Genomic DNA, 20,032 nt, shown 5'->3' on the forward strand with positions numbered 1-20,032 from the left:
CGTGGCCCTTTATCATGAAAACAGCATCGACGATAATTTCCGCCGCGCGGTCATCACCCATTTCGTACCGACGCCCGACGCCTCGAACAGCTCCAGCAACTTCCGGCGCGCAGCACCCTCGCCATGTTCAGGGTCGCGTCCGATAGATTCAAGATATTGTGCTGCGGCATCTTCGCCCCGTCCAGCGGCGGCGAGGGCTTCGGCATAATCGATGCGGGCATCATGATCGTCCGGGCGTTCCGCGACCACGTCCGCCAGCGCCTGCAGCTCGGCATCGTCGACGGCATGCTCACCCAGCGCCAGCGCCTTGCGCGCCTGCACAACCTCTGCGGTCGCTGAATCCTCCGCTACGCGCGCCAGCAGTCCTTTTGCCTGGTCATTATCGCCCAGCGCGATCAGGGAAACGGCGGCACCGCCCAGGATCTCCTCATCATCCGGTGCCTGTCCGATCAGCTGCGACAGGATTTCCAGCGCTTCGCGGTGTTTTTCCTCAGCGGCAAAAGTCTTCGCCTTCGCCTTCATCTCCGCCAGCATCTGCGCGGCCTCGGCTTCGGGACCATCCCTGTTCAGCTGCGGCAGGATCTGGTCGAGGAATTCGCGAAACTGCGGTTCACTGCGCGCCTGCGACAGATCGGCAACCGGCCGGCCCCGGTGAATGGCATAAATCGTGGGAACCGATTTCACCTGAAACTGCGCCGCGACCGTCTGATTCTTGTCAACGTCCACTTTGACAAGCTTCACGCCCTTTGCGGCATAGGCGGCGGCGACCCTGTCCAGGACCGGAGCAACCTGCTTGCACGGGCCGCACCACTCTGCGTGGAAGCCCAGGATAACAAGGCCGTCCATCGACGCCTCGATGACATCGCGCTGAAAGGCTTCCAGAGAGGCGCGCTCGCCTTCCGGTGTACTGAGTGTGGCCATGAATTTCGCTCTCCTGTGGTTCGCCCGCCATATGGGAATGCACGACAGGATTCGCAAAGGGCTTGCGGAGACGCACAAGCGTCGTTATCTGGCGCGCTTCCCACGGAGGACATTATGTCTTCCGCCTACGACTTGAATGAGCGGGCGTAGCTCAGGGGTAGAGCACAACCTTGCCAAGGTTGGGGTCGGGCGTTCGAATCGCCTCGCCCGCTCCATCGACAGCATACATAGCTGCCGGTAGTTCCTCGCCAGAGGCGAGAGCGAGGATAGAGGCAGGTCTGCCGGAAACCTCGATGTCCACACCGCGCTCCGCTCCAGGAGGCATAACTTTTATTTCACCGATCAGACTGCGGATGATCCGTTGGGCATGTAGCGTCGTCTCCTCGTCGCTTGTCAAGGCTTTGGCGAGTTTACTCACCTCATCGCGGTACGTTTCGGCGATGTGAGGATGTAAGGTGATCGCAGATACAGCGTCGGATTCAGCCAGCTCGCGCTCGATTCTTTTCCGCTTTTCGTTTGCTTTGCCGAGGGCCTGCTGGATCTCCGGGAATTCTGCGCCGCCCTGGGCGACTGCATCCACTAACCGGCCAATCTCGCGCTTGGTTGTATTTAGCTCTTTTTCGAGTGTTTGCAGTTTCTGGCGCTGAGCATTGTGCTTCCGCGCACGTTCCTGGTGAAATTCTCGGACGAAGATCTCAACGAGTTCGGGATCTAGGCTTCGTGGACAAAGGGTATCCAGAGTTTGATTGAGGCGAGCGCGACGAAGCCAAGGTAGGACTTTTTGGTTTTATCGTAGGGGGTGGCGACCCTGCGCCCGTTCTTCAGCTTGTTGAACAGCCGCTCGATCAGGTTGCGCCAGCGGTATTTCGCGCGGTCGTGCGGGGCAGGCATGCGGCGGTTGGCTTTGGCGGGGATCACCGCCTCGACGCCGGCAGCGGCGATCTCTTCACGGATGGTATCCGTATCATAGCCGCGGTCGGCGAGGAACGCTTCGATCCGATCGCCGATCATCCGGAACAGCGGTGCAAAGCCCTGCACATCGTGCACCTGTCCGGGCGTCAGCATGAAGCCGAGCGGCAAGCCCCTTGCGTCGCACCGGGCGTGGAGCTTTGTGGTGAAGCCTCCCCGAGATCGGCCGAGCGCCTCTGTTTGCTGAGTCCCCCCCCTTCGACAGGCTCAGGACAGGCTTTTTAAGCCGACTGCACAATGATGTGCCCGGATCACCGTGCTATCGATCATGTCGGCGGCGATGTCACGGCCCGCCAGCTCGGCCAGCGTCTCGAGCATGGCATCGAATACGCCGGTCGTGACCCATCTTCGGTAGCGCCGGAAGACGCTGTTCCACTTGCCATACTCATCGGGAAGATGCCGCCACTGCGCACCCGTGCGCGCGATCCACATCATGCCTTCGAAGTAGCGCCGATTATCCTGCGCCGGGCGGCAACCGCGACTGCGCTCCGGCGGCAACAGCGGCCCGATCAGCTCCAACTCGTCATCCGATACCCCAATTCACTCGCCCAAGGCCGCCTCCAAAAGGCAGCCTTGGATCGAAGGACGAGTCTCAGGTCAAGCTTTGTCCACGAGGCCTAGCTTGCCAGTTCGGGAACTTCGCCCGCAGACGGTCTATCGTGTGACGCCATTTCGCCCGTTTTGGCGCGCACACCGTATTCTGGTTGCCGAACATCCCGACTTCGTGAATAGCCTCGTTGAGCGGCACGGTGTCGAGCCATTCGACCGGCACGAAGTACTCCGATTTGTCCGGGTTATCGGCATCCTCACGATGATAGGTCCGGCTTGTCAGCAATTGCAGCGCTGGTACCTGGCGGCCGCTTTCTTCGGTCAGTACGAAATCATTCGCATGCACCGGCTCGCCCCTGACGATGCCGACGCCGACATAGCCTTGCTGCGGAACACGGACCCAGATCCTGTCCCCTTCCTCCAGCATGTTTAGCGTGCCGCTGTACCATGTGCCGCCCCCAGCTGAGATGAAACCGTACTTGCGGGCGTCCTCCCAAGAGCGGCTCTCACCCTCGCCAAAATTGACATAATACTCGCCGTTCCAAGGCTCTTTGTCGGTCGTCCGGCCAGAGGAGGCGCTGACGCTGGCGGCAACCTGCGTCTCCACCGGATCGTGCAGCCAGGAGCGGCTCAGCAACTGGCCCGCACCAGTATCGAACACCTGAAAGCACAGGACGTTGATCGGAATGTCGCGCTTGTTGAGGTAGTTGACGATCCGCTCCGAACTGGCGTCGAGGTGCGAGGCGACGATTACAATCTGGTGGGAATCGTTGAGCGCCTCTTCGTCCAGCGGCGGCCCGAAACGCTCGCGGAAGGCATCGGAGAGATTGCCGCCTCCCGAAAAGCTGGAGAAGATGCGGCTGATCTCGTCGGTATCCAGATCCTCGGCCCAGCTGGCATAATCGATGGCCTGCGCCACGACTTCGCGCGGGGTCTTGCCGCGTTTCAGTTCGATCAGCACAAGCGAGGCATCAGGCGCGATTGCGAGCAGATCAATGCGTCCGCCAAAGCCGGTGTTCGCCTGCCGCCCGATAATCATCCACTGATCGGAAAGGATCGCCGGTTCGGCAACGATCATGTCCTCCAGCAACGCTTCACTCGGCAGCGTCGCCTCTCGCAGAGCAGTGGGCCGGCTATCGACATTCCAGATGCTGTGGCGGATCGGCATGATCTACGAATTTCCCTCAAAATTGGTCCAGCGCTCTTCAAATTGTTCCGGCTGCGGTCCGCGATCTGGAAGTTCAACCTTGGTGCTGTCGATATCGCTGTAATGAGCCCGGCAACTGGACGCGAACCGGACCTCCATCGACGCCGGATCGATCGCCATGAGGTTCCGGTCGAATAACCGGTGCAGATCAGCACGAAGAATAATGCCATTGGCCACGTTATCATCGCCATCATCGCCAACACAGATGATATGTGCGGCATCAATTGCGTCGAGCGCCGAACACCCTGTAATCGCGCAGGATCCGCCATACAGGTCCAACAATTCCTTGCGGAACTTCACCTGATTGGGCCGAGCCATCCGTTCGATGGTTTCACGCTGGCGCTCAAGTCGCACCTGCTCAGCACTTTCGGTAATGTGCTCAATCTCGAAGTCATTTCGAAACTGTCGGGCGAGTGCAGCGGATTGTGGCTTATCCCAAACGAGCCCGCCGCGCAGGTATGCGAGACGCGCGATCGCTTTAAGAGGGTACAAGTACGTTCCATTTCGAACAAAATAGCTTCGCGATTTGCCGGCGCCCGACGCTTTTCGCAGTTCCGCCAAGGTCATAGTCTCTGCTTCCGACAGTGCCGCTTGGAAGAGGGCGATACTGAGCACGGTAGCCATGTTGAGTTCCGGGGCCGAAACAATGGTGGGGCCGCGCGGTACGAAAGTTCGCGAGAGATTTCGGCCCGACTCGAGCTTTGAGAATTGGCTTATGGCTATCGATTGATCGAGCCTGCGCAATTGGCTGACGGCGTAAAAGCCGCCCCAACGCCCGTCCGCTGCGGTGCTATCCGGTCGGTACTGGTTCCACTCCTTATCCGCCCTCCCAGCTCTCGCACCTCGAAAACCTGAAAATTTCCCACGAAACGTGACGGCAGGGCGACCCGCAGCAGACCCTTCCGAGGCATAGAAGAAGATGTCAGCCGGTGAGCTATCGTCGACGCTGGCGGCGAATTCGGCCAACACCATCGTCGCGTCTGTTCCGAAAACCACCAAACCTGTCTCACGACTCTTGGCCAGTCCGGACTCCAAATGTTGACTTGGCACCGGCGTAAGCAGCACGATTGCGGAGGACTTGTTGCTCATGCGTCAGCCTTTTTCCGCCGTCCGCGTTTGGGTTTTGGCGCGGCGGCGCGTTCGGCTCGGATGCGGTCGAGGAGGATGCCGGCGGGTTCGTCGGCGGGGTCTTGCGGGACCAGTTCGCCGCGAAAGGCGCGGGCGAGGATGGCGGCTTCCATCCGGTCGAGCAGCGCGCGGGCCTTGGCAGCCTCGACTTCGAGGCGGTCGGCTCTCGCGAAGGCGTTATCAACTATCCGAAGGATTTCTTCTTGCTCCTCAGCGGGCGCAAGCGGAATTCCCAAAGCCTTGAGTTTCGTGCCGTTCACATTGGCCTGTCCGACCTGCTGACTGGCCACCTTGTCGATCCACGCACGACCATATGGAGAATTAATGTAGCGCGCCAACAGATCGGGCAAGATTGCACTGCACTTCAAGCGGATGAGGTATGAAGCGTATGACGCAGGCCTCTCGCGGCCCCGGAAAACCGCGCTTTTCCCTACCAATTCGAAGCTATTGGTTCGGTTGAAGAGCACGTCGTCTTCATCCAAGAAAAGGCCCGGAAACTCGGAATGATCGGAGGGAAGGAACTTCAGATTGGTCCAGTCCAGCTCTCCACGCTGGATGTTCCCCATGCGGAGGACCGGAACACCGCTGTCATCATGAGATGTCTTGGAGGATGAGCCGTATTGTGCCGCAGCGATCAGTTCATCGACTGACGCCCAGCGCCAGCCTTCCGGTAATTCGATCTCGGGTTTCCAGTCGATTCCTGCCGTAGGCTTTCTGCGCTTCACTCCGGCCACACTGATATATGCTTCGGCGGTATCGTCCAAGGAAGCAGCGGAATGTCCCGGATTATGTTCGCGCCACTTGGTTGTGAGAGCTCCGGCAAATGCGTCTTTCACGGCTGCTTGCCGCATCCGCTCCGCCAAGAGCGGCACGCGGTCGAGTTCCTTGCGGGCGCGGGTTAGGCGGGCGGTCAGCGCGTCCAGCTTGGCGACGATGCGGCGCTGCTCGGCCAGTGGGGGGATGGCGATGCCGCCACCGAATACGTCCTTGTCAGCGATTGCTGGATACATCGTGCCATCAGAGGCCTGGGTCATTTGGTCGATGAAATCCGGAGAGATCACTCTGCGAAGAAGGTATCCTGACTCGACCGCCTCGTTGGCCCGAAGGATGCAGATCCCGGTTGATGTAAACTCTCCGTCGAGGTGGTCGGGAACCTGCGCGATGTTCTTCAGATAAGGGCGGACAGTAGAAAAAAGCACATCATTGGTTTTGATTTTCCGTCGTGCTCTTGAAGGCGCGTCCCTTCCAATGATCTCTTTCGGGTCGGTAATCTGAAAGCAGGTGTTGTCGATTGAACCGATGTTGACGTAATGGAACGTATCTTGTGGTCGTTTGGTTGGATCATCCGTTTCTATAGGGTGAGTGACCTCCCTAAGTGTTGCTTCAGTCCACCCCTCCGGCAAGCTCACGCCTCGACCTCTGCCGGTTCCGGCTCGCCCAGGTCCTCCATCAGCGCGCGGATCTCCTCCAGTGCTGATGACAGATGCCCTTCAATCGCATCGGCAAACTCCCACGGCGTATCCAGACCGTCCTCGGGATCGTCGCTGGTGTCTTTCAGCCAGGTGATATCGAGATTGTCGCCGCGCGCCGCGATCTCCTCGCGGGTGAAGCAGCGCCAGCGGCCCTCTTCGCCCTCGTCTTTCCGCTTCGCCGCGCCCAGCGGATCGTCGCCAAATGCTGTCACGAAATCGGCAAAGTCGCGCTCGCGGATCGGGTTGGTCTTGCCATAGGCAGGCGCGCCGGTGCGCATGTCGTAAATCCACACCGCCTTGGTTGCATCCTCTGTAGGCGCTTCGTCGGTGCTGCGGGTGAAGAACAGGACGTTGGTCTTTACCCCTTGCGCGTAGAAGATACCGGTCGGCAGGCGCAATATGGTGTGGAGGTTGCACCAGTTCATCAGCCGCTGGCGAAGCCGCTTGCCCGTATTGTCATCGAACAGCACGTTATCGGGCACGATCACCGCCGCCCGCCCGCCAAGCCGCAGGGCGCGGATGATGTGCTCCACAAAGGGCAGCTGATAATTGGAAACCCGGTCCGCAATCGACAGGTCATCGCGCGTCGGCGGACCGCCTGCGGGGCCGAAGGGCGGATTGGAAAGGATGAGGTCCGCCTGTTTGAAAACATCGCGCTGGCCGCCTGGGCTGAGCGTGTCGGTCAGGTCGAGAAAGTTCGGATCGACCGAATGCAGGTGCAGGTTCATCTGCAGCAGGCGGAAGGTATCGGGCACATTCTCGACCCCGCGCAGCGCCTGTTGCAGCTGGAACGCCTGTTGCTTGGGACTCAGCTCGAAATAATCGTCGCTGCGTTTCTTCATGTACTGGTTGGCGGAGATGAGGAAGCCGCCAGTGCCAGCGGCAGGATCCTGAATTACCTCGCCGGGCGCAGGCTGCATCAGCTGCGTCATCACAGCGATCAGTACGCGAGGGGTGAAATACTGCCCAGCGCCGCGCTTGGTTTCTTCGGCCATCTTCTGCAGCAGGCCTTCATAGGCATCGCCGAACGCATCGCGCTCCTCGCTGAACCAGTGGAGCCCGTCTATCGTGTCGATGAGCTTGCGCAGGTTTGCTGGCGTCCGGATCACGGTGGCCGCGTTCTGGAAGATGGCGACGATGGAGCGGTCCGCTATCTTGCTGCCATCGCCAAGGTCGATCAGGAGCTGTTTGTAGCGTTGCAGCACCTCGGTCTCGGGCGCGGCTTTGAGCGCGCCCCAGCGATATTGTTCGGGGATGCGGCTTTCATCGTTCTGCTCCGAACACATCTTGAGGAACAGCAGATAGGTCAGCTCGGTGACGTACTGCATATAAGTGACGCCGTCCTTGCGCAGCACCGCGCATTCGCGCCACAGCTTGTTTACCAGATCCTGGCTCGGGTTCATTTCATATCTTTCATTGTAAGGCGCACCTTAAGCGGCCTGAGGACCATCCCAGATGGCCGCATTGAGGTCTTTGAGCAACTCGCCTAGCCGATTGTCGAACTCGCGGTCGACTGCATCGAAACCGCCCGCCTGTGCAAAAGCGCCATCTGTGAGGAGCTCGGGATCGCTGACCGGCTGCGCCTTGAGCGCGCGGCCAATGCGGGTGAGCCATTGGCGCTGTTTCGTGGTCCACTGGCGGGAGTTGAGGATCGCCTGCACGCCGTTTTCGACGCGGGTCTCATAAGGGACCAGCGGGTCGCCGAGCGCCGCCTGACGGACGAAGCCGATGATATGCGCGGCGATATCGGCATTGCGGGTGCTGCCATAGGCGCGGCGCAGGTTCGCTTCGGAGAACCCCTGCTGATCAAGCAGGATGGCGAGCTCCTTCAGCTCCTTGCGGGTCAGTTCGCGCGGGCGCTGGGTGGCTGCGATCATGGCAGGCACCGCGTTCATGTTGGCGCGGACGTAGGCTTCGAAGCTCTCGATGTAGTCGACCGGGCTGGCTTTCTCGCCAAAGTTGTCGGTTACTTCGGTCAGCTCGTCATCGTGTTCGGAAATGAAGATGCCGCTGTCACGCTTGCTTTTCTGCAGCGGCATGTCGAGCACTCGGGCAAGATCGGGGTGTTGGCGGAACAGCGCCGCAGTCTCTCCAGGTGGCGCATCCTTCAGCCTGTCGGGCAGGTCGGCGAGTGGACCCAACACGCTTTCCAGCACCTCGCGCCGTTCGCCCTGGATCAGCTTTTGTCGCTGGCGCAGCTTGACCACGATCTGGTCACGGACAAAGGCGCGGTCCTCGTCAGTCGGCGCGTTCTCGAGATCAGCCACCAGCTTGCCGAAGGTCAGCCCGGGATCGACCACCACCGGCCGCATATCGGTGACTTCCTGCAAATTGGCGTAGATGTCGACCGCGTCGAAAATGCGGAAGTATTCCTTGCCGATATCGTCACATCGCCGCGTGGCGCGCCCGATCATCTGATCATAGAGAATGCGGCTGTTGACCCGGCGAACGAAGACCAGATTTGTGATCGCTGGCACGTCGATGCCGGTCGTGAGCAGGTCCACCGTGACGACGTATTTGGGACGCGGATCGTTCTTGAACGCTTTGATCCGGTCGAGCGGCTTGTCGACCGAGCCAGTAATCTTGTCGACAATGTCATGCGGCTGTGGACCGTACTCCTCCGTCAGAGCGGCAGTGAGCTGCTCGACAAGAGTATCGGCATGGTCATCGCGCGCGGCGAAGATCAGGGTCTTGCCCGGCTGATCTGGCGGACATTCCAGTGCAATGGCATCGGCTACAGCACGGTTGAAGGCAGGCGTGTAGACCTTCTTGTTGAACTCACCGACCTCGAAATCGACCTGGTCCTCCAGATCGAACAGATCGACTTGACCGGTGCGGGGATCAACGATGTTGACCTCTTCGCCTTGATCGAAGTGGATGCCCGCCTGGCTGAGCGCGGTCGTGATGCGGCGCGGCGGCCGGTGGTCGATCAAATATCCGTCGATGACCGCCTGCCGGTAGCCATAACGGAATACCGCCGGGCCAAATATCTCACGTGTATGCAACGCAGGTGTGGCCGTGAGGGCAATCTTTGTCGCGTCGAAATAGTCGAGCACGCGGCGATAGGCCGACAGGTAATCATCGAGGTTGCGGAAGCCGAGATCGTCCTCGCGCAACTCGGCATCGAGCGTGTAACCGCGATGCGCCTCATCGACGATGATGAGGTCATAGGTGCCAGGCGTCGGGCGTTCGGCATCCGGATCATCGAACACGCGCCGGATCATCGCCTGCACAGTTGCCACCTGAACCCGATCAGTCGCTTCCGGGAATTTGCGCGCCAGATCAGCGACCGGAAAAACCTGGTCGAACTTGAGGAAGCCGTTGGTGTCGGTCGCGCTCATCGCATCGAGCGTCTGCCGCCCAAGCGCATTTCGATCGACCAGGAACAGGATGCGGCGGAATCGCTTCGACCGCAGCAACTCATACATCAGAGCAATAGCAAGCCGCGTCTTGCCAGTGCCGGTTGCCATAGCAATTAGGATGTGATCCTGCCCGCGCCCCACTGCATCACGCACTGCCTCCAAAGCGTCCTGCTGATATGGGCGCAGGCCAGTCACACCAATCTCTCGTTCTGCGACCTTCTCAAGGTCTTCGCCGAGTTCCTGCTCCAGCTTTTCCGAAAGATCTCGGGGGGAAAACCAGTCGGCCAGCGCCCGGGGAGGTGACCCCGAACGGGCATCCCAAAACCAGGTGCCGGATTTTGTCGCAAGCTGTTTGACGTAAGGACGTCCATTCGTGACGAATAGGAAAGGTACGCGAAAACGATCGTCGGCATCTCGCCACGGTCCGCCAGTCGGCAGCTCGTCCGGCGTGAGCTCGATACCCTTGGCGTAACGCTTGGCCTGACCGATGCGGCCAGGAACATCCTTGAACTGGCGCTTCGCTTCGATGACACCGACACAAAGGCCATCAATGAACAAGGCATAATCTACTGGGCCGCTCGCGGTCGGCCATTCGGCAATGGCCATCGCCTTGCCATAAGCGGGACAAACACCCGCGGCGTGGCGCATAACGGCGCTATCGACTTCCCATCCTGCCGCGCGCAGCTGATCGTCAATCAGAACCCGCGTAGTCGCTTCGTCGATCTCGATTTCTTGCGCCTGCTCAGAGCCCAGACGGGCAAGTAATTCCAGCTGCTGTGGTGGTGTCGATAGTGCCTTCGCCTGCGTCTCTGCCAGTTCTCTAGTTGCTGCCTGTAGTGCCTCTTCAGTTTCAGCAGCATATTGCTCCCAAAACGCGCGCTGCTCCGCTTCTTCCTCAACCGAAGCCGCAAGGTTCGCCTTTTCCTCGTCAGCCTGCTGTGCGGCGAGGCGTGCTTTTGCTTCTGCATCCGAGCTTTGTCGGACTGCCTTCTTAAGCTCGGCAATCTCCTCGCGCAGTCGGTCGGTGGCATCCGATGGCGGCACGGGCGGCACAAATGGACCAGCCTTGAATCCGGGATTGCCCGCGTAGGAATTATGAAACCAGACGCCCAGCGCACGGGCGATCTTCAGGCCATGCAAAGCTTCACCGGCCGTACCTGTATTCTCGTGTAGAGCCTCATTCCCCGTACGCTTCAAATGGTAGAAGTAGTCGGCAACATCTCGTGGGATCACGCCGCGCGATTTCAAAGCGCGCAGGATGTCATCGAAACTTGGCTGTCCGGCGGGCAGAAGTGCGTGCTGCGCAGCAATCTCTTTCGCCAGAAACTCACCGAAGAGCCTCAGTTTCCCAAGCGCCCCCGGTGGATCATCATGGAAGTAGCGCTCAGCAAGAACCCCCAGTTTCGCCAGCTGGGGGCTGTGCGATTGCAGAAATCCAAAGTTGCCTTGCCCCGGTGACATAACTTGTTCTTACCATTCAGAATCGTTTGCTCAACATGATGTGTACATGTTCACAACTACACATGTTTGTTTTTGAGATTGCGATAGAGTGTCGCGTGGTGGCAGTTGAGCACTCTGGCAACCTCGCGTACAGACTGTCCCGTGTCGATCAGTCGCTTGCCCAAGTTGATCTGCTCGGCGCTTAGCTTGGATGGTCGACCAAATTTCACGCCCCGTTTCTTCGCCGCCTCCCCGCCCGAAGATGTGCGCTCGCGGATCAGCTCGCGCTCAAATTCAGCGATGCCGGCGAACACGGTCAATACCATTCGTCCAGCTGGCGATGTCGTGTCGGCCCAAGGCTCAGCCAGCGATCTTAGGCCAGCTTCCACGTCAGTAAGCTGCTAAGCGATATCGAGCAGGTCGCGTGTCGAACGGGCAAGCCGGTCAAGGCGGGTGACCACCAGCACGTCTTCTGCGCGCAGATGCTCCATTAATCGCGAGAGCTCCGGTCGGTCGCGCTTTGCGCCGGACTGCTTTTCCTCAAACACACGTCCGCATCCAGCTTCACGCAGCTCGGTTCGCTGCTGCCGTAGGTCCTGATCGTCCGTAGACACGCGGGCATATCCAATCAGCATGTCGCAGATATGGTGCGAAACCCTTTCGTTTTGCAACCGACTTTTGCGACAAGAGCTTCCGAGCAGCCACAAAGCATTCGGTCTCTGTCGCAGAACTTAGGATTTTCGCGACAGCACGTAATCCGTGGCAGGGGCTTCCCCAAATCCAATCAATTCCTTATCTGGGTCATTGCCCGTCGGTCAGTCCCGCGGGTGAGGCTTAGTAACCTCAAACCGTCACGGCCGGTCGAACCAGTTTCGGCCGGGTGGCCGTCGCGTATGTCCAGGGTCCGCCTAAAGGTGGCGGCGCCTTGTGATGACGCAGGGTTACTAACACCCGGCTCGGGTCCGCCTCTTGATCAGATGGGAGGGGACCGGATGAGGGCCGCAAAGAATTTCGCAATCTTGATTTCAGCAGCGTTGATCCTGCCAATCCCGGTATCCGCTCAGGTCAACCACCAATGGAATGACTTCTGGGAGCCGTTGGTGGCAGCGAGAACGTCGACCGTGTGAGTGATGACTCACTAATTGCCCGACCGCTACGGGAGAAAGCCGATGAAATCGCTGGCGCGCGCTTCTTCAGGGAGCGCGGAAGCTCCGATCCGATGGCTGTCACCCAGCGCAGCTTGCGATCATTCGAACAAAGCTGTCGAACGCGGGGTGGCAGTGTTCCCGCTGCCGATGATGCGCGCACGGTCTCCTCTGGCGAACGGGTGATCGCTCACCTTGTTCAGCCAACTGGCATGCGCCACCAATGGCGAGGTGAGGTTGCGATCTGTGATGGCAGTGATGGGGAACCGATCGCTGGCTTCGTGTCACTCGTGAAAGACAACTCCGAAATCCACCGCAGCGGCGACGCCGGAAGCCAGCTGATCGGGGGATTGCTCGGCGGGCTTCGGAACACCACTGCAATCTACCTGTTTCGTGCGGATCGCTGGCCTACAGCCACTGATGCAACGGTTCTCTCATCAGTTGAAGAGCGGTGGGATGCCGATTCCGAGGCGCGCATGCTCGCAGCGCGGCAGGAGGCGGAGGAATTCCAAGCCAATTTGGCGATTGGTTACGAGACCAATTGCGGCACTGTAATCGACGTTCGAGGGCCAATGGCGGAAGTGGCAGTCCCAACAAACCGACGCGCGCCAAATGGAGAAGCGATATTCTGGTCACGCAAGGAGCGTCTTTTTCCGCCCGGACATGGCGTCTGCACGTACGGCTTGTGACGACCCTTCACGTAATGACCGCTCTTGGGTGGCACGCGCCTATTTGGTTGCGTCTAGGATTGGGTGAGAGCGGACAAAGTAACGCGAGCAGTCTTTCTTGGAGGATCGTTTGGTGGCCAGGCCTATGCATGGGAAGCCAATATCTCCAGCACACGTGCGAGCGCCTGATCAGCAGGATCTTCCTCTTGCATCAACGCGTAGCTGCCGGTGAGCCATAAAGAGCAATGACCATGCACCGTTGCGATCAAAGATCGGACAAGGCGGCGTCCTTCGCCGCTATCTCCGAAGCCCAGTGTTAAGCTGACTTCGCGGTCGACAATTCCGGTAAGCGCCTCGCGAGCAAGTGTGTCCTCGGGTGGGATTTCTATCGACCGGTCAATACGGTGATCGTAGATCGCCATCCAGGTATTGCGGTTGGTTTCTGCGAACTCAAAATAGGCTCGCACTAATGCTTCAATGCGCGAAGCAGGATCGTTGGTTGCCTTCGCTAACGCGGCCTCCAACCAAGCGGACCACAAGCGGAATGTCTGACTGTTGATCGCAATCAGATAGCCATCAAGCCCGCCAAACACATTGTAGATCGTGCCTACGGAGTAGCCTGCGCGCCGTGCAGCTTCGCGACCAGAAAACTTCGCAAAACCCTTCTCCGCCATCAGTTCGTGCCCGCGATTGATTAGCAAAGCGCGCAGCTCAGAAGCGGTGTGGTCAGATCGTCTTCCCATGTCATGCTTAATAACGCAGAAATTGAACATTGTCTATTTTTTAATTGAACAGCGTCTAATTATGTGAGACTGTGTTAGCGAATCAACTGGAGGAACACTCGTGTTAAGCCGATTCAGGATTGCAGGCGCTGGCGCGTACAAACCGCGTAATGCGCTGACTTCGCGTGAAATGGACGATGTCCATGGCTGCGCGGCAGGATGGACGGAAGGCGAGTTTGGCATCGCTTCGCGCCATGTAGCAGGTGATGCTGAGACTACATCAACTATGGCTGCAAAAGCGGCGAAGGTGGCGCTGGCTAATGCGGGCTGGGAAGGCAAATCGTTGGACGTCATTATCGGCGGTTGCGGCGTAATGGAACAGCCGATCCCATCGACATCAGCGCTGGTGCAAGACAAGCTCGGCCTTGGCGCATCAGGCATCCCCTGTTTCGACGTCAATCAGACCTGCCTTTCCTTTGTGGCTGCCTTCGACGTGGCGGCCATGGGGTTGGCTATAGGCCGTTGGAAGCGGGCTCTGGTGTATGCCAGCGACATCGCAACTGTTGGCCTCAATCCGGACGATCCTAAGACGCGTTCCATCTTCGGCGATGGAGCTGCTGCAATCGTGATTGAAGCAGATGAGCAAGGCACAAGCGGGCTGCTAAGCCAATCAAGTGTGACGATGGGTGCGCATAATAATCTGGCTCAATTGCGCTCAGGCGGAACCAAGCTGCGCGTTAGCGAGGGGTACGAAGCTTTGGTGGAAGGCTCGTATTTTGAGATGGACGCGTTCGGCATTTTTAAAGCGGCTGCCAAAGCTCTACCGGGCGTGATCGAGCAGGCGCTCAGCGGCGCGAATATTACAAAGGACGATCTCGACTGCATCATCTGCCATCAAGCGAGCGCGCCGGGCGTAGAGCACGTCAAGCGTTTGTTTGGCCCTCGTGATGAGAGGGTGGTCAATATTTTTGCCGATCACGGCAACCAGATTGCGGCGTCTATCCCGACGGTGCTGGCTCACGCGCTTGAAACGGGTGCAGCGAAGCCGGGTGATACTATCATGCTGCTCGGCACGGCCGCAGGGATCAGCGCGACCGCGATGGTGGTGCGCATATGAGCGCGCAGTTCAAAGGGCGGCGTATCCTACTAACCGGCGCAACGGGCGGGCTTGGTTTCGCTTGCGCGCGTGAACTGATTGCTCGCGGGCATGAAGTGCGTGCCGTTGGTCGGCAGTTGGAGCCTGGCCAAGCGCTTGAAGCCTTAGGCGCGGAGTTTCTCGCCTTCGACCTTGAAGAGGAACACGACCTGACCGCGCTGCTTCGAGGCTACGACAGCGTCATCCACGCGGCTGCTTTGTCCGCAAGCTGGGGTGGGCGTGAGGCGTTTGAGAGTGCGAATGTCGATGTGACGCGGCGTCTTTTGAATGCGGCCGCGAAGCGTAGCATAAAGCGTTTTGTCTTCATCTCCTCGCCGTCAATCTTTGCGAGCTTCGAGGACCGTGTCGGCATTGGTGAGAGTGATTTGCCCGTCGATCCTCCGCTCAACTATTATGCGCAATCCAAGCGTGCCGCGGAGCGCCTGGTGCTTGCGTCTCGCGATGACGCGCTTGCTTGCTCCGTTATCCGTCCACGTGCGCTCGTGGGGGAGGGCGACAGGGTGATCCTTCCCAAGCTTGTTGAGTTGGCCGCGCGTGAAAAGATCCCCATGCCGCGCGACGGAAAGGCTCTGATTGAGCTAACAGATCTGCGCGATGCAGCTTGGGCGATTTGCGAGGCGGAGGAACGTGCAGACGATTTGAAGGGCCGCGCGATCAATATTTCTGGCGGCAATCCGCGCGCTGTGAAAGAGGTCGCTCAGCAGCTGGCTCAGGCACTTGGTAAATCCCCGCGTTTTGTGACGCCCCGGATGCCGCTTTTGCGGGTTTTGGCCGCGTCGTTGGAGGGGCTCGCAAAGCTTACAGGGCGTGAAGCGGAGCCGCTTCTCACTCGCTATACGCTAGCGACTTTGGCCTATTCGCAAAGCTTCGACCTAGCCCCTGCCAAGCGCCTGCTCGATTACGCCCCGCGCTATGATGGGCTGGCGACCTTGCTCGAACAGGCGCATCAAATGGCAGGCATGGGAGAACCAGCATGACCCGAGTAGGATTCCGCTGGTTGGAACGTGGCTCCACTCGCCATCCTGAGGTCATAACGCTTTCAGGCGGCAGCGTTTGTGCAGTCGATTTCCCGGCTCTCGTTGGGGTGATTAAGCACCCAACGCGCGGGTTTTTCCTGTTCGACACCGGCTATGATTCTGCTTTCGAGGAAGCGACTGACCCGTTCCCCGAGCGCTTTTATCGCTGGACGACTCCGGTTGAGCTCGGCGCCGACCTTGAGTGGCAGACCTGGCTCAAGATGCACGATATCGACGAAACGCAGATTGCGGGCACCATAGTCTCGCATTTCCACGGCGACCACGTTGCTGGCATGCGGCACCTGGCGGAAAAGCCGATCTATTGCGCAAAGGCGGGGCTGATCGCTTTGCGTAAGCCGGGCCGCTTTGGCCGTGTGCGGCAGGGGCTTCTTGGCGGGTTGGTGCCGGAGAATGTGGATGCGAGCGCACATTTCTTTGAGGATGCGCCTGAGCGTCCTCTGCCCGGTGCATTTGCCCCGTTTGACAGTGGCCGCGATATTCTGGGCGATGGCAGCCTGCTTGCGGTTGAATTGCCGGGGCATTGCGCGGGCCATTGGGGTCTTGCTCTTACGACCGAGGCCGGTCAGGCCGTGCTACTCGCTGCCGACGCCGTGTGGTCGGGCAAAGCGATCAAAGAGCGCCGCCCTCCGCCGCGTATCACGACCGCTTTGCTGGGCGATACGCGCTCCTACCGCGAGACGCTTGATCTGCTTCACGCCGCATCGGTCAATAATGGTGAGCTGGCGATCCTACCCTCACATTGCGCCCAAAATGCGCGCGCTTTCCGAGGTGATGATGAGACCTGAACTAATCTTGGCCTCATGGTGGCGAACGCGCCAGGCATTGCGCATGTCTGCTGAGAGACTGGCACAGCACCGCGCACGTTTTTGGTCGCAATTGCAGCCCTGGATTGCGCTCACACCTGCGCTCGCCTCGCATTATGGCGAGCCGCTTGCGCGCTTTCCGATCGTTGAGCCAAGCGATCTACGCGCTGACTACGGGGCGTGGAACTCCCATGGAAAAAGCGATGCGGAGCTTCGTCGTCTGGCTAATGCTGCAGAAGCTGGTGAACTGGCCGAAAAAGAACTCAGCGCGGGCTGGTCAACGGGAACAAGCGGCGACAATCGCGGCTTGTTTCTCGCTGATAGTGCAGAGCGTGCGGATTATGTCGGGCAGAGCTTGGCGCGGTTGCTTCCGGCACCTGCGCTCCTGAAAAAACAACGTCTGGCGCTCCATTTGAGGGCGAGTAATTCGCTCTACAGCGATGTGAAAGGTGGGCGCTTTGCGTTTAAACATATCCCGCTTGTGCACGATATTGAGGATGTGGCCGAGCAACTCCAAACCTTCTCACCCACTATCCTGATTGCCCCGCCTCATAGGCTTCTGGACCTTGCCAAAGTCGGACTGCACCTACCCGATTTGCGCTATCTCTTTTGTGGCAGTGAGCCGATTAGCCAGTGCGAGAGGGATGTCATTAAGCAAGCCTTCTGCATGAGGCCGCGCTCCATTTATCAGGCGACCGAGGGCTTTCTGGCTGCAGACTGCGAGCATGGGCGCTTGCATCTCAACGAATACGCCATTGAATTTGAGCTGGAGCCAGTGCCGGGCACGAAAGGCTTCCGCCCGATCATCACGGATCTTCGCCGCAAGAGCCAGCCGATTGTGCGGCTGCGCTCAGACGACTTTATCGAGCTTGATGAACGTCCTTGTTTCTGTGGCTTTGGTGGGCGCGCCATTCTGCCGCCTCAAGGTAGGGTGAGCGATCTGTGGCATATCAGTGGCCGCGTTCTCACGCCTAGGCAAATTGTAGAGGCGGTTGAGGCTGAGCTTGGTGGGGCGGTGCCGTGGCAGGCAATTGCGGACTCCCGCAAAGTGACATTGCAGGTTGCTCCTGATGACGAAACGAATTTAGCTGAACGAGCAGGCGAGGCGCTATCAAAACTCGTTGGTCTCGACCCAACCGTCGTGCAGAATCTCGAAAAATGGACCGGGCCGAAGCGGCGCAAAGTGATGTGGGCGGATGGGTAAAGCTGTGCTCATCACCGGAGCGCGCGCGGCTGCGGCGCTCGATATGGCGCGCGATTTTACGACTGCGGGATGGGATGTGCATCTGGCCGATAGCGTGCCTGTGCGCATGGCGCGTTGGTCGTCCGTGCCTGCTACACATCACCTGTATCCTGCTCCGCGCCAAGAAGGAACCGCGTTCCAAGCGTGCATAGAGCGGCTGGTCGACGCCCATCATATCGACCTAATTGTGCCCACTTGCGAAGAGGTGTTCCACTTGGCCGCGCCCGCACTGACAGAGGCTATTGGCGATCGCCTGTTCGCGCCTGACGTTGGGATGCTGGCCAAGCTTCATGACAAGCTGCAATTTGCGCAAGCTGCAGCGGAATGGGGCCTAACTTCACCCGAGAGCCACGTAATTGATAGCGCCGAAGACTTGGAGCGCTTTGCTACCAATAGTCGCGACTGGGTATTTAAACCGCGCATGAGTCGCTTTGGTGAGCAGACTTTGGTGGCGCCTGAGGCGAGGGCGCTTGAGTTAGTCAATCCGCAGGGCTGGATGGCTCAGAAATATGTGCGCGGTGAGGAGGCTTGTGTGCACGCGGTTGCTCATAACGGCGAGTTGGTCGCGTGTTCTAGCTACTCTTCCCGCTGGCGGCTGAATGGCGGTGCTAGTTTCGTCTTTGAGCCACTCGATGAAGCGCGCCATGAGCAGCTTCTCGAAGTTGCGAAGACGCTCATAGAGCGCGGCGCGTTGCATGGTCAATTTGGCTTCGACGTAATCTTCGATGAGAGCGGCAGGCCGAACCTGCTTGAGTGCAATCCCAGAGCTACAAGCGGCGTGCATTTGCTGGTGGGCGACGGACAATTGGCACGCTCTATTGGTTTGGGCGAGCCAACCCCGGAAACGCCTCCTGAGACCTGTTATCTCGGCCTAGCTATGGTCCTGTTCGGTCTGCCGCAAGCCTTTGCCAATGGGCGCCTCTGCGAATGGCGCGAGACTTGGCAGAAAGGCCGCGATGTCCTCTCGCGCTCTAGTGACCGCAAGCCAATATTGGGTGCATTGATAGATGCGGGGCTTTTTGCGCTCACAGGCTTCAAGCACGGCATGTCGACCAACGCAGCGACGACCTATGATATTGAATGGAACGGTGAGGAGTTCGCCTGATGGCATTTCCCAAAGCCGTAACTGACGCTTGGCACATGGTGGCCCTATCGCGCGATGTGAAGCGTGGCGGCGTGCGCAAAGTCTCGCTCTGCAACACGCCCATCGCTCTGTTCCGTAGTGAGGCCGGACTTGGCGCGCTGGTCGACCGCTGTCCGCATCGCAACTATCCGCTCTCCGAAGGCCGCGTACATGAAGGCGCGCTCGAATGCCCGTATCACGGCTGGCGCTTCGGCGTGGACGGCGCGTGCGAGGCGGTGCCGGGGTGTATGACTGAGACCCGGTCTGACGCGAAGCTTCGCGCGGAAACGGTTCGCGTCTACGAGGCGCATGGGGCGATCTTTTTGGCGCTGTCCGAAGAGGCTCCCGAACGGCCCGACCTCCCGCCGGACTTCGGCAACCCTGATCTCGATCACTTTTGGTGGCAGCAGGGCACCTGGGAGGGGCGCGCCTTTGATGCGATTGAAAATGTGATGGACCCGTTCCACACCAATCACTTACATCACGGCTTTATCCGGAGGCGCGATAAACGTCTGCCGGTGAACCTGATTGTGACCCATTTCGATGATGGAATTGCGATGACGATTGAGCAGACGCAGCCTGATCTGGGTCTGATGTCGCGCTTTCTTGAGAAAGATCGCAGCCGAAGTATTTCACGCTATCACGCGCCGACGATCGTGCAGGCGCGCTGGGAGGGTGAGACCAAGCTCACCCTGTGCGTGACTGCGATTTTCACGCCCGCAACCGACGGCACCTTCACGCCCTTTGCGCGCTTCTCAACGCCCAAGGGACTTGCGCCTGGCTGGCTCAAGCAAGCGGCGATACGGCTGTTTCTGGCCCCTGTTGTAAAGCAAGACCGCGACGCGCTCGCCCGCCAGCATGAAGTGATGACCCATTTCGGCCATCCGCGGTTTACCTCCGGGCCCGGCGATATCTTGGACCTGCGTTTGCATCAATTGTGGCAGGGGCATAGGCTGGAACCTAGCGAAGAGGAGATTGTCAAAGCCGAACTGTGATTGGTGCTGAGCAGACATTATTTCCGTGGGGTATAGGAGCCCAGGTTACGACTGGCTCTCAGCTTTGCCAGTTTCCGAATTGGGTCGGAAGC

15 protein-coding genes, 1 tRNA gene and 2 pseudogenes are annotated in these 20,032 nt (G+C 59.2%); 8 read left to right on the plus strand and 10 right to left on the minus strand.

All coding sequences use genetic code 11. From position 1 onward, the window contains the following. Positions 1 to 12: 12 nt before the first annotated feature. On the minus strand, positions 13 to 921 hold the full coding sequence (locus KCG44_RS04870) for a tetratricopeptide repeat protein (RefSeq protein ID WP_218444560.1): 909 nt from the start codon (positions 919 to 921) through the stop codon (positions 13 to 15). A 140-nt stretch (positions 922 to 1,061) separates the two neighbouring features. Here KCG44_RS04870 and KCG44_RS04875 point away from each other — a divergent pair. Continuing rightward, positions 1,062 to 1,136 (plus strand) — tRNA-Gly (locus tag KCG44_RS04875). Positions 1,137 to 1,632: 496 nt separating this feature from the next. On the opposite strand, the pseudogene KCG44_RS04880 reads toward KCG44_RS04875, so the two are convergent. The 8 genes and pseudogenes from KCG44_RS04880 to KCG44_RS04910 all read right to left on the minus strand — a co-directional run. After that, positions 1,633 to 2,430, minus strand: a pseudogene (locus KCG44_RS04880) (IS5 family transposase). A 52-nt stretch (positions 2,431 to 2,482) separates the two neighbouring features. Next, positions 2,483 to 3,607 (minus strand): DUF8606 domain-containing protein, encoded by a 1,125-nt coding sequence (locus tag KCG44_RS04885; protein WP_218444561.1) that lies wholly within the window; start codon positions 3,605 to 3,607, stop codon positions 2,483 to 2,485. A 3-nt stretch (positions 3,608 to 3,610) separates the two neighbouring features. Then, a complete protein-coding gene (locus KCG44_RS04890; RefSeq protein WP_218444562.1) occupies positions 3,611 to 4,735 on the minus strand; it encodes an HNH endonuclease in 1,125 nt (374 codons plus the stop codon). Then, positions 4,732 to 6,183 carry a restriction endonuclease subunit S gene (locus tag KCG44_RS04895; protein ID WP_218444563.1) on the minus strand — a complete coding sequence of 484 codons (1,452 nt, stop codon included), beginning with the start codon at positions 6,181 to 6,183 and terminating at the stop codon, positions 4,732 to 4,734. The genes KCG44_RS04890 and KCG44_RS04895 overlap by 4 nt, the downstream gene beginning before the upstream one ends. Further along, the gene (locus KCG44_RS04900) at positions 6,180 to 7,649 is read right to left on the minus strand and encodes a class I SAM-dependent DNA methyltransferase (RefSeq protein ID WP_218444564.1); all 1,470 of its coding nucleotides are present in this window, start codon (positions 7,647 to 7,649) and stop codon (positions 6,180 to 6,182) included. Before KCG44_RS04900 ends, KCG44_RS04895 begins: the two co-directional genes overlap by 4 nt. Positions 7,650 to 7,676: 27 nt before the next feature. After that, positions 7,677 to 11,069 carry a type I restriction-modification system endonuclease gene (gene hsdR, locus KCG44_RS04905; RefSeq protein WP_218444566.1) on the minus strand — a complete coding sequence of 1,131 codons (3,393 nt, stop codon included), beginning with the start codon at positions 11,067 to 11,069 and terminating at the stop codon, positions 7,677 to 7,679. A 56-nt stretch (positions 11,070 to 11,125) separates the two neighbouring features. Next, on the minus strand, positions 11,126 to 11,278 hold the full coding sequence (locus KCG44_RS14615; RefSeq protein WP_439651413.1) for a helix-turn-helix domain-containing protein: 153 nt from the start codon (positions 11,276 to 11,278) through the stop codon (positions 11,126 to 11,128). Between the two features lie 9 nt (positions 11,279 to 11,287). Further along, positions 11,288 to 11,683, minus strand: a pseudogene (locus tag KCG44_RS04910) (recombinase family protein); the annotation flags it as partial. Between the two features lie 488 nt (positions 11,684 to 12,171). Between KCG44_RS04910 and KCG44_RS04915 the strand changes: the two are divergent. Next, a complete protein-coding gene (locus KCG44_RS04915) occupies positions 12,172 to 12,882 on the plus strand; it encodes a hypothetical protein (RefSeq protein ID WP_218444567.1) in 711 nt (236 codons plus the stop codon). A 122-nt stretch (positions 12,883 to 13,004) separates the two neighbouring features. Here KCG44_RS04915 and KCG44_RS04920 read toward each other — a convergent pair whose 3' ends face one another. Then, positions 13,005 to 13,634, minus strand: a complete 630-nt coding sequence (locus KCG44_RS04920) for a TetR/AcrR family transcriptional regulator (RefSeq protein ID WP_255536303.1) — start codon at positions 13,632 to 13,634, stop codon at positions 13,005 to 13,007. A 70-nt stretch (positions 13,635 to 13,704) separates the two neighbouring features. Here KCG44_RS04920 and KCG44_RS04925 point away from each other — a divergent pair, with 70 nt between their 5' ends. From KCG44_RS04925 to KCG44_RS04950, 6 genes are read left to right on the plus strand one after another with little or no spacing between them, the layout of a single operon-like run. After that, entirely contained in the window at positions 13,705 to 14,700 is a 996-nt protein-coding gene (locus KCG44_RS04925) for a 3-oxoacyl-[acyl-carrier-protein] synthase III C-terminal domain-containing protein (RefSeq protein ID WP_218444568.1), read from the plus strand. After that, positions 14,697 to 15,716, plus strand: a complete 1,020-nt coding sequence (locus KCG44_RS04930) for an NAD-dependent epimerase/dehydratase family protein (RefSeq protein WP_218444569.1) — start codon at positions 14,697 to 14,699, stop codon at positions 15,714 to 15,716. The genes KCG44_RS04925 and KCG44_RS04930 overlap by 4 nt, the downstream gene beginning before the upstream one ends. Further along, positions 15,713 to 16,561, plus strand: a complete 849-nt coding sequence (locus KCG44_RS04935) for an MBL fold metallo-hydrolase (RefSeq protein WP_218444570.1) — start codon at positions 15,713 to 15,715, stop codon at positions 16,559 to 16,561. The genes KCG44_RS04930 and KCG44_RS04935 overlap by 4 nt, the downstream gene beginning before the upstream one ends. A 43-nt stretch (positions 16,562 to 16,604) precedes the next feature. Beyond that, entirely contained in the window at positions 16,605 to 17,783 is a 1,179-nt protein-coding gene (locus tag KCG44_RS04940) for a hypothetical protein (RefSeq protein WP_218444571.1), read from the plus strand. Continuing rightward, positions 17,776 to 18,927, plus strand: a complete 1,152-nt coding sequence (locus KCG44_RS04945) for an ATP-grasp domain-containing protein (RefSeq protein WP_218444573.1) — start codon at positions 17,776 to 17,778, stop codon at positions 18,925 to 18,927. The genes KCG44_RS04940 and KCG44_RS04945 overlap by 8 nt, the downstream gene beginning before the upstream one ends. Beyond that, positions 18,927 to 19,940 (plus strand): Rieske 2Fe-2S domain-containing protein, encoded by a 1,014-nt coding sequence (locus KCG44_RS04950; RefSeq protein ID WP_218444574.1) that lies wholly within the window; start codon positions 18,927 to 18,929, stop codon positions 19,938 to 19,940. The genes KCG44_RS04945 and KCG44_RS04950 overlap by 1 nt, the downstream gene beginning before the upstream one ends. Positions 19,941 to 20,032: the final 92 nt, after the last annotated feature.

Origin of the sequence: Pacificimonas pallii, from assembly GCF_019204005.1 — a bacterium.
GTDB classification, from domain to species: Bacteria; Pseudomonadota; Alphaproteobacteria; order Sphingomonadales; family Sphingomonadaceae; genus Pacificimonas; species Pacificimonas pallii.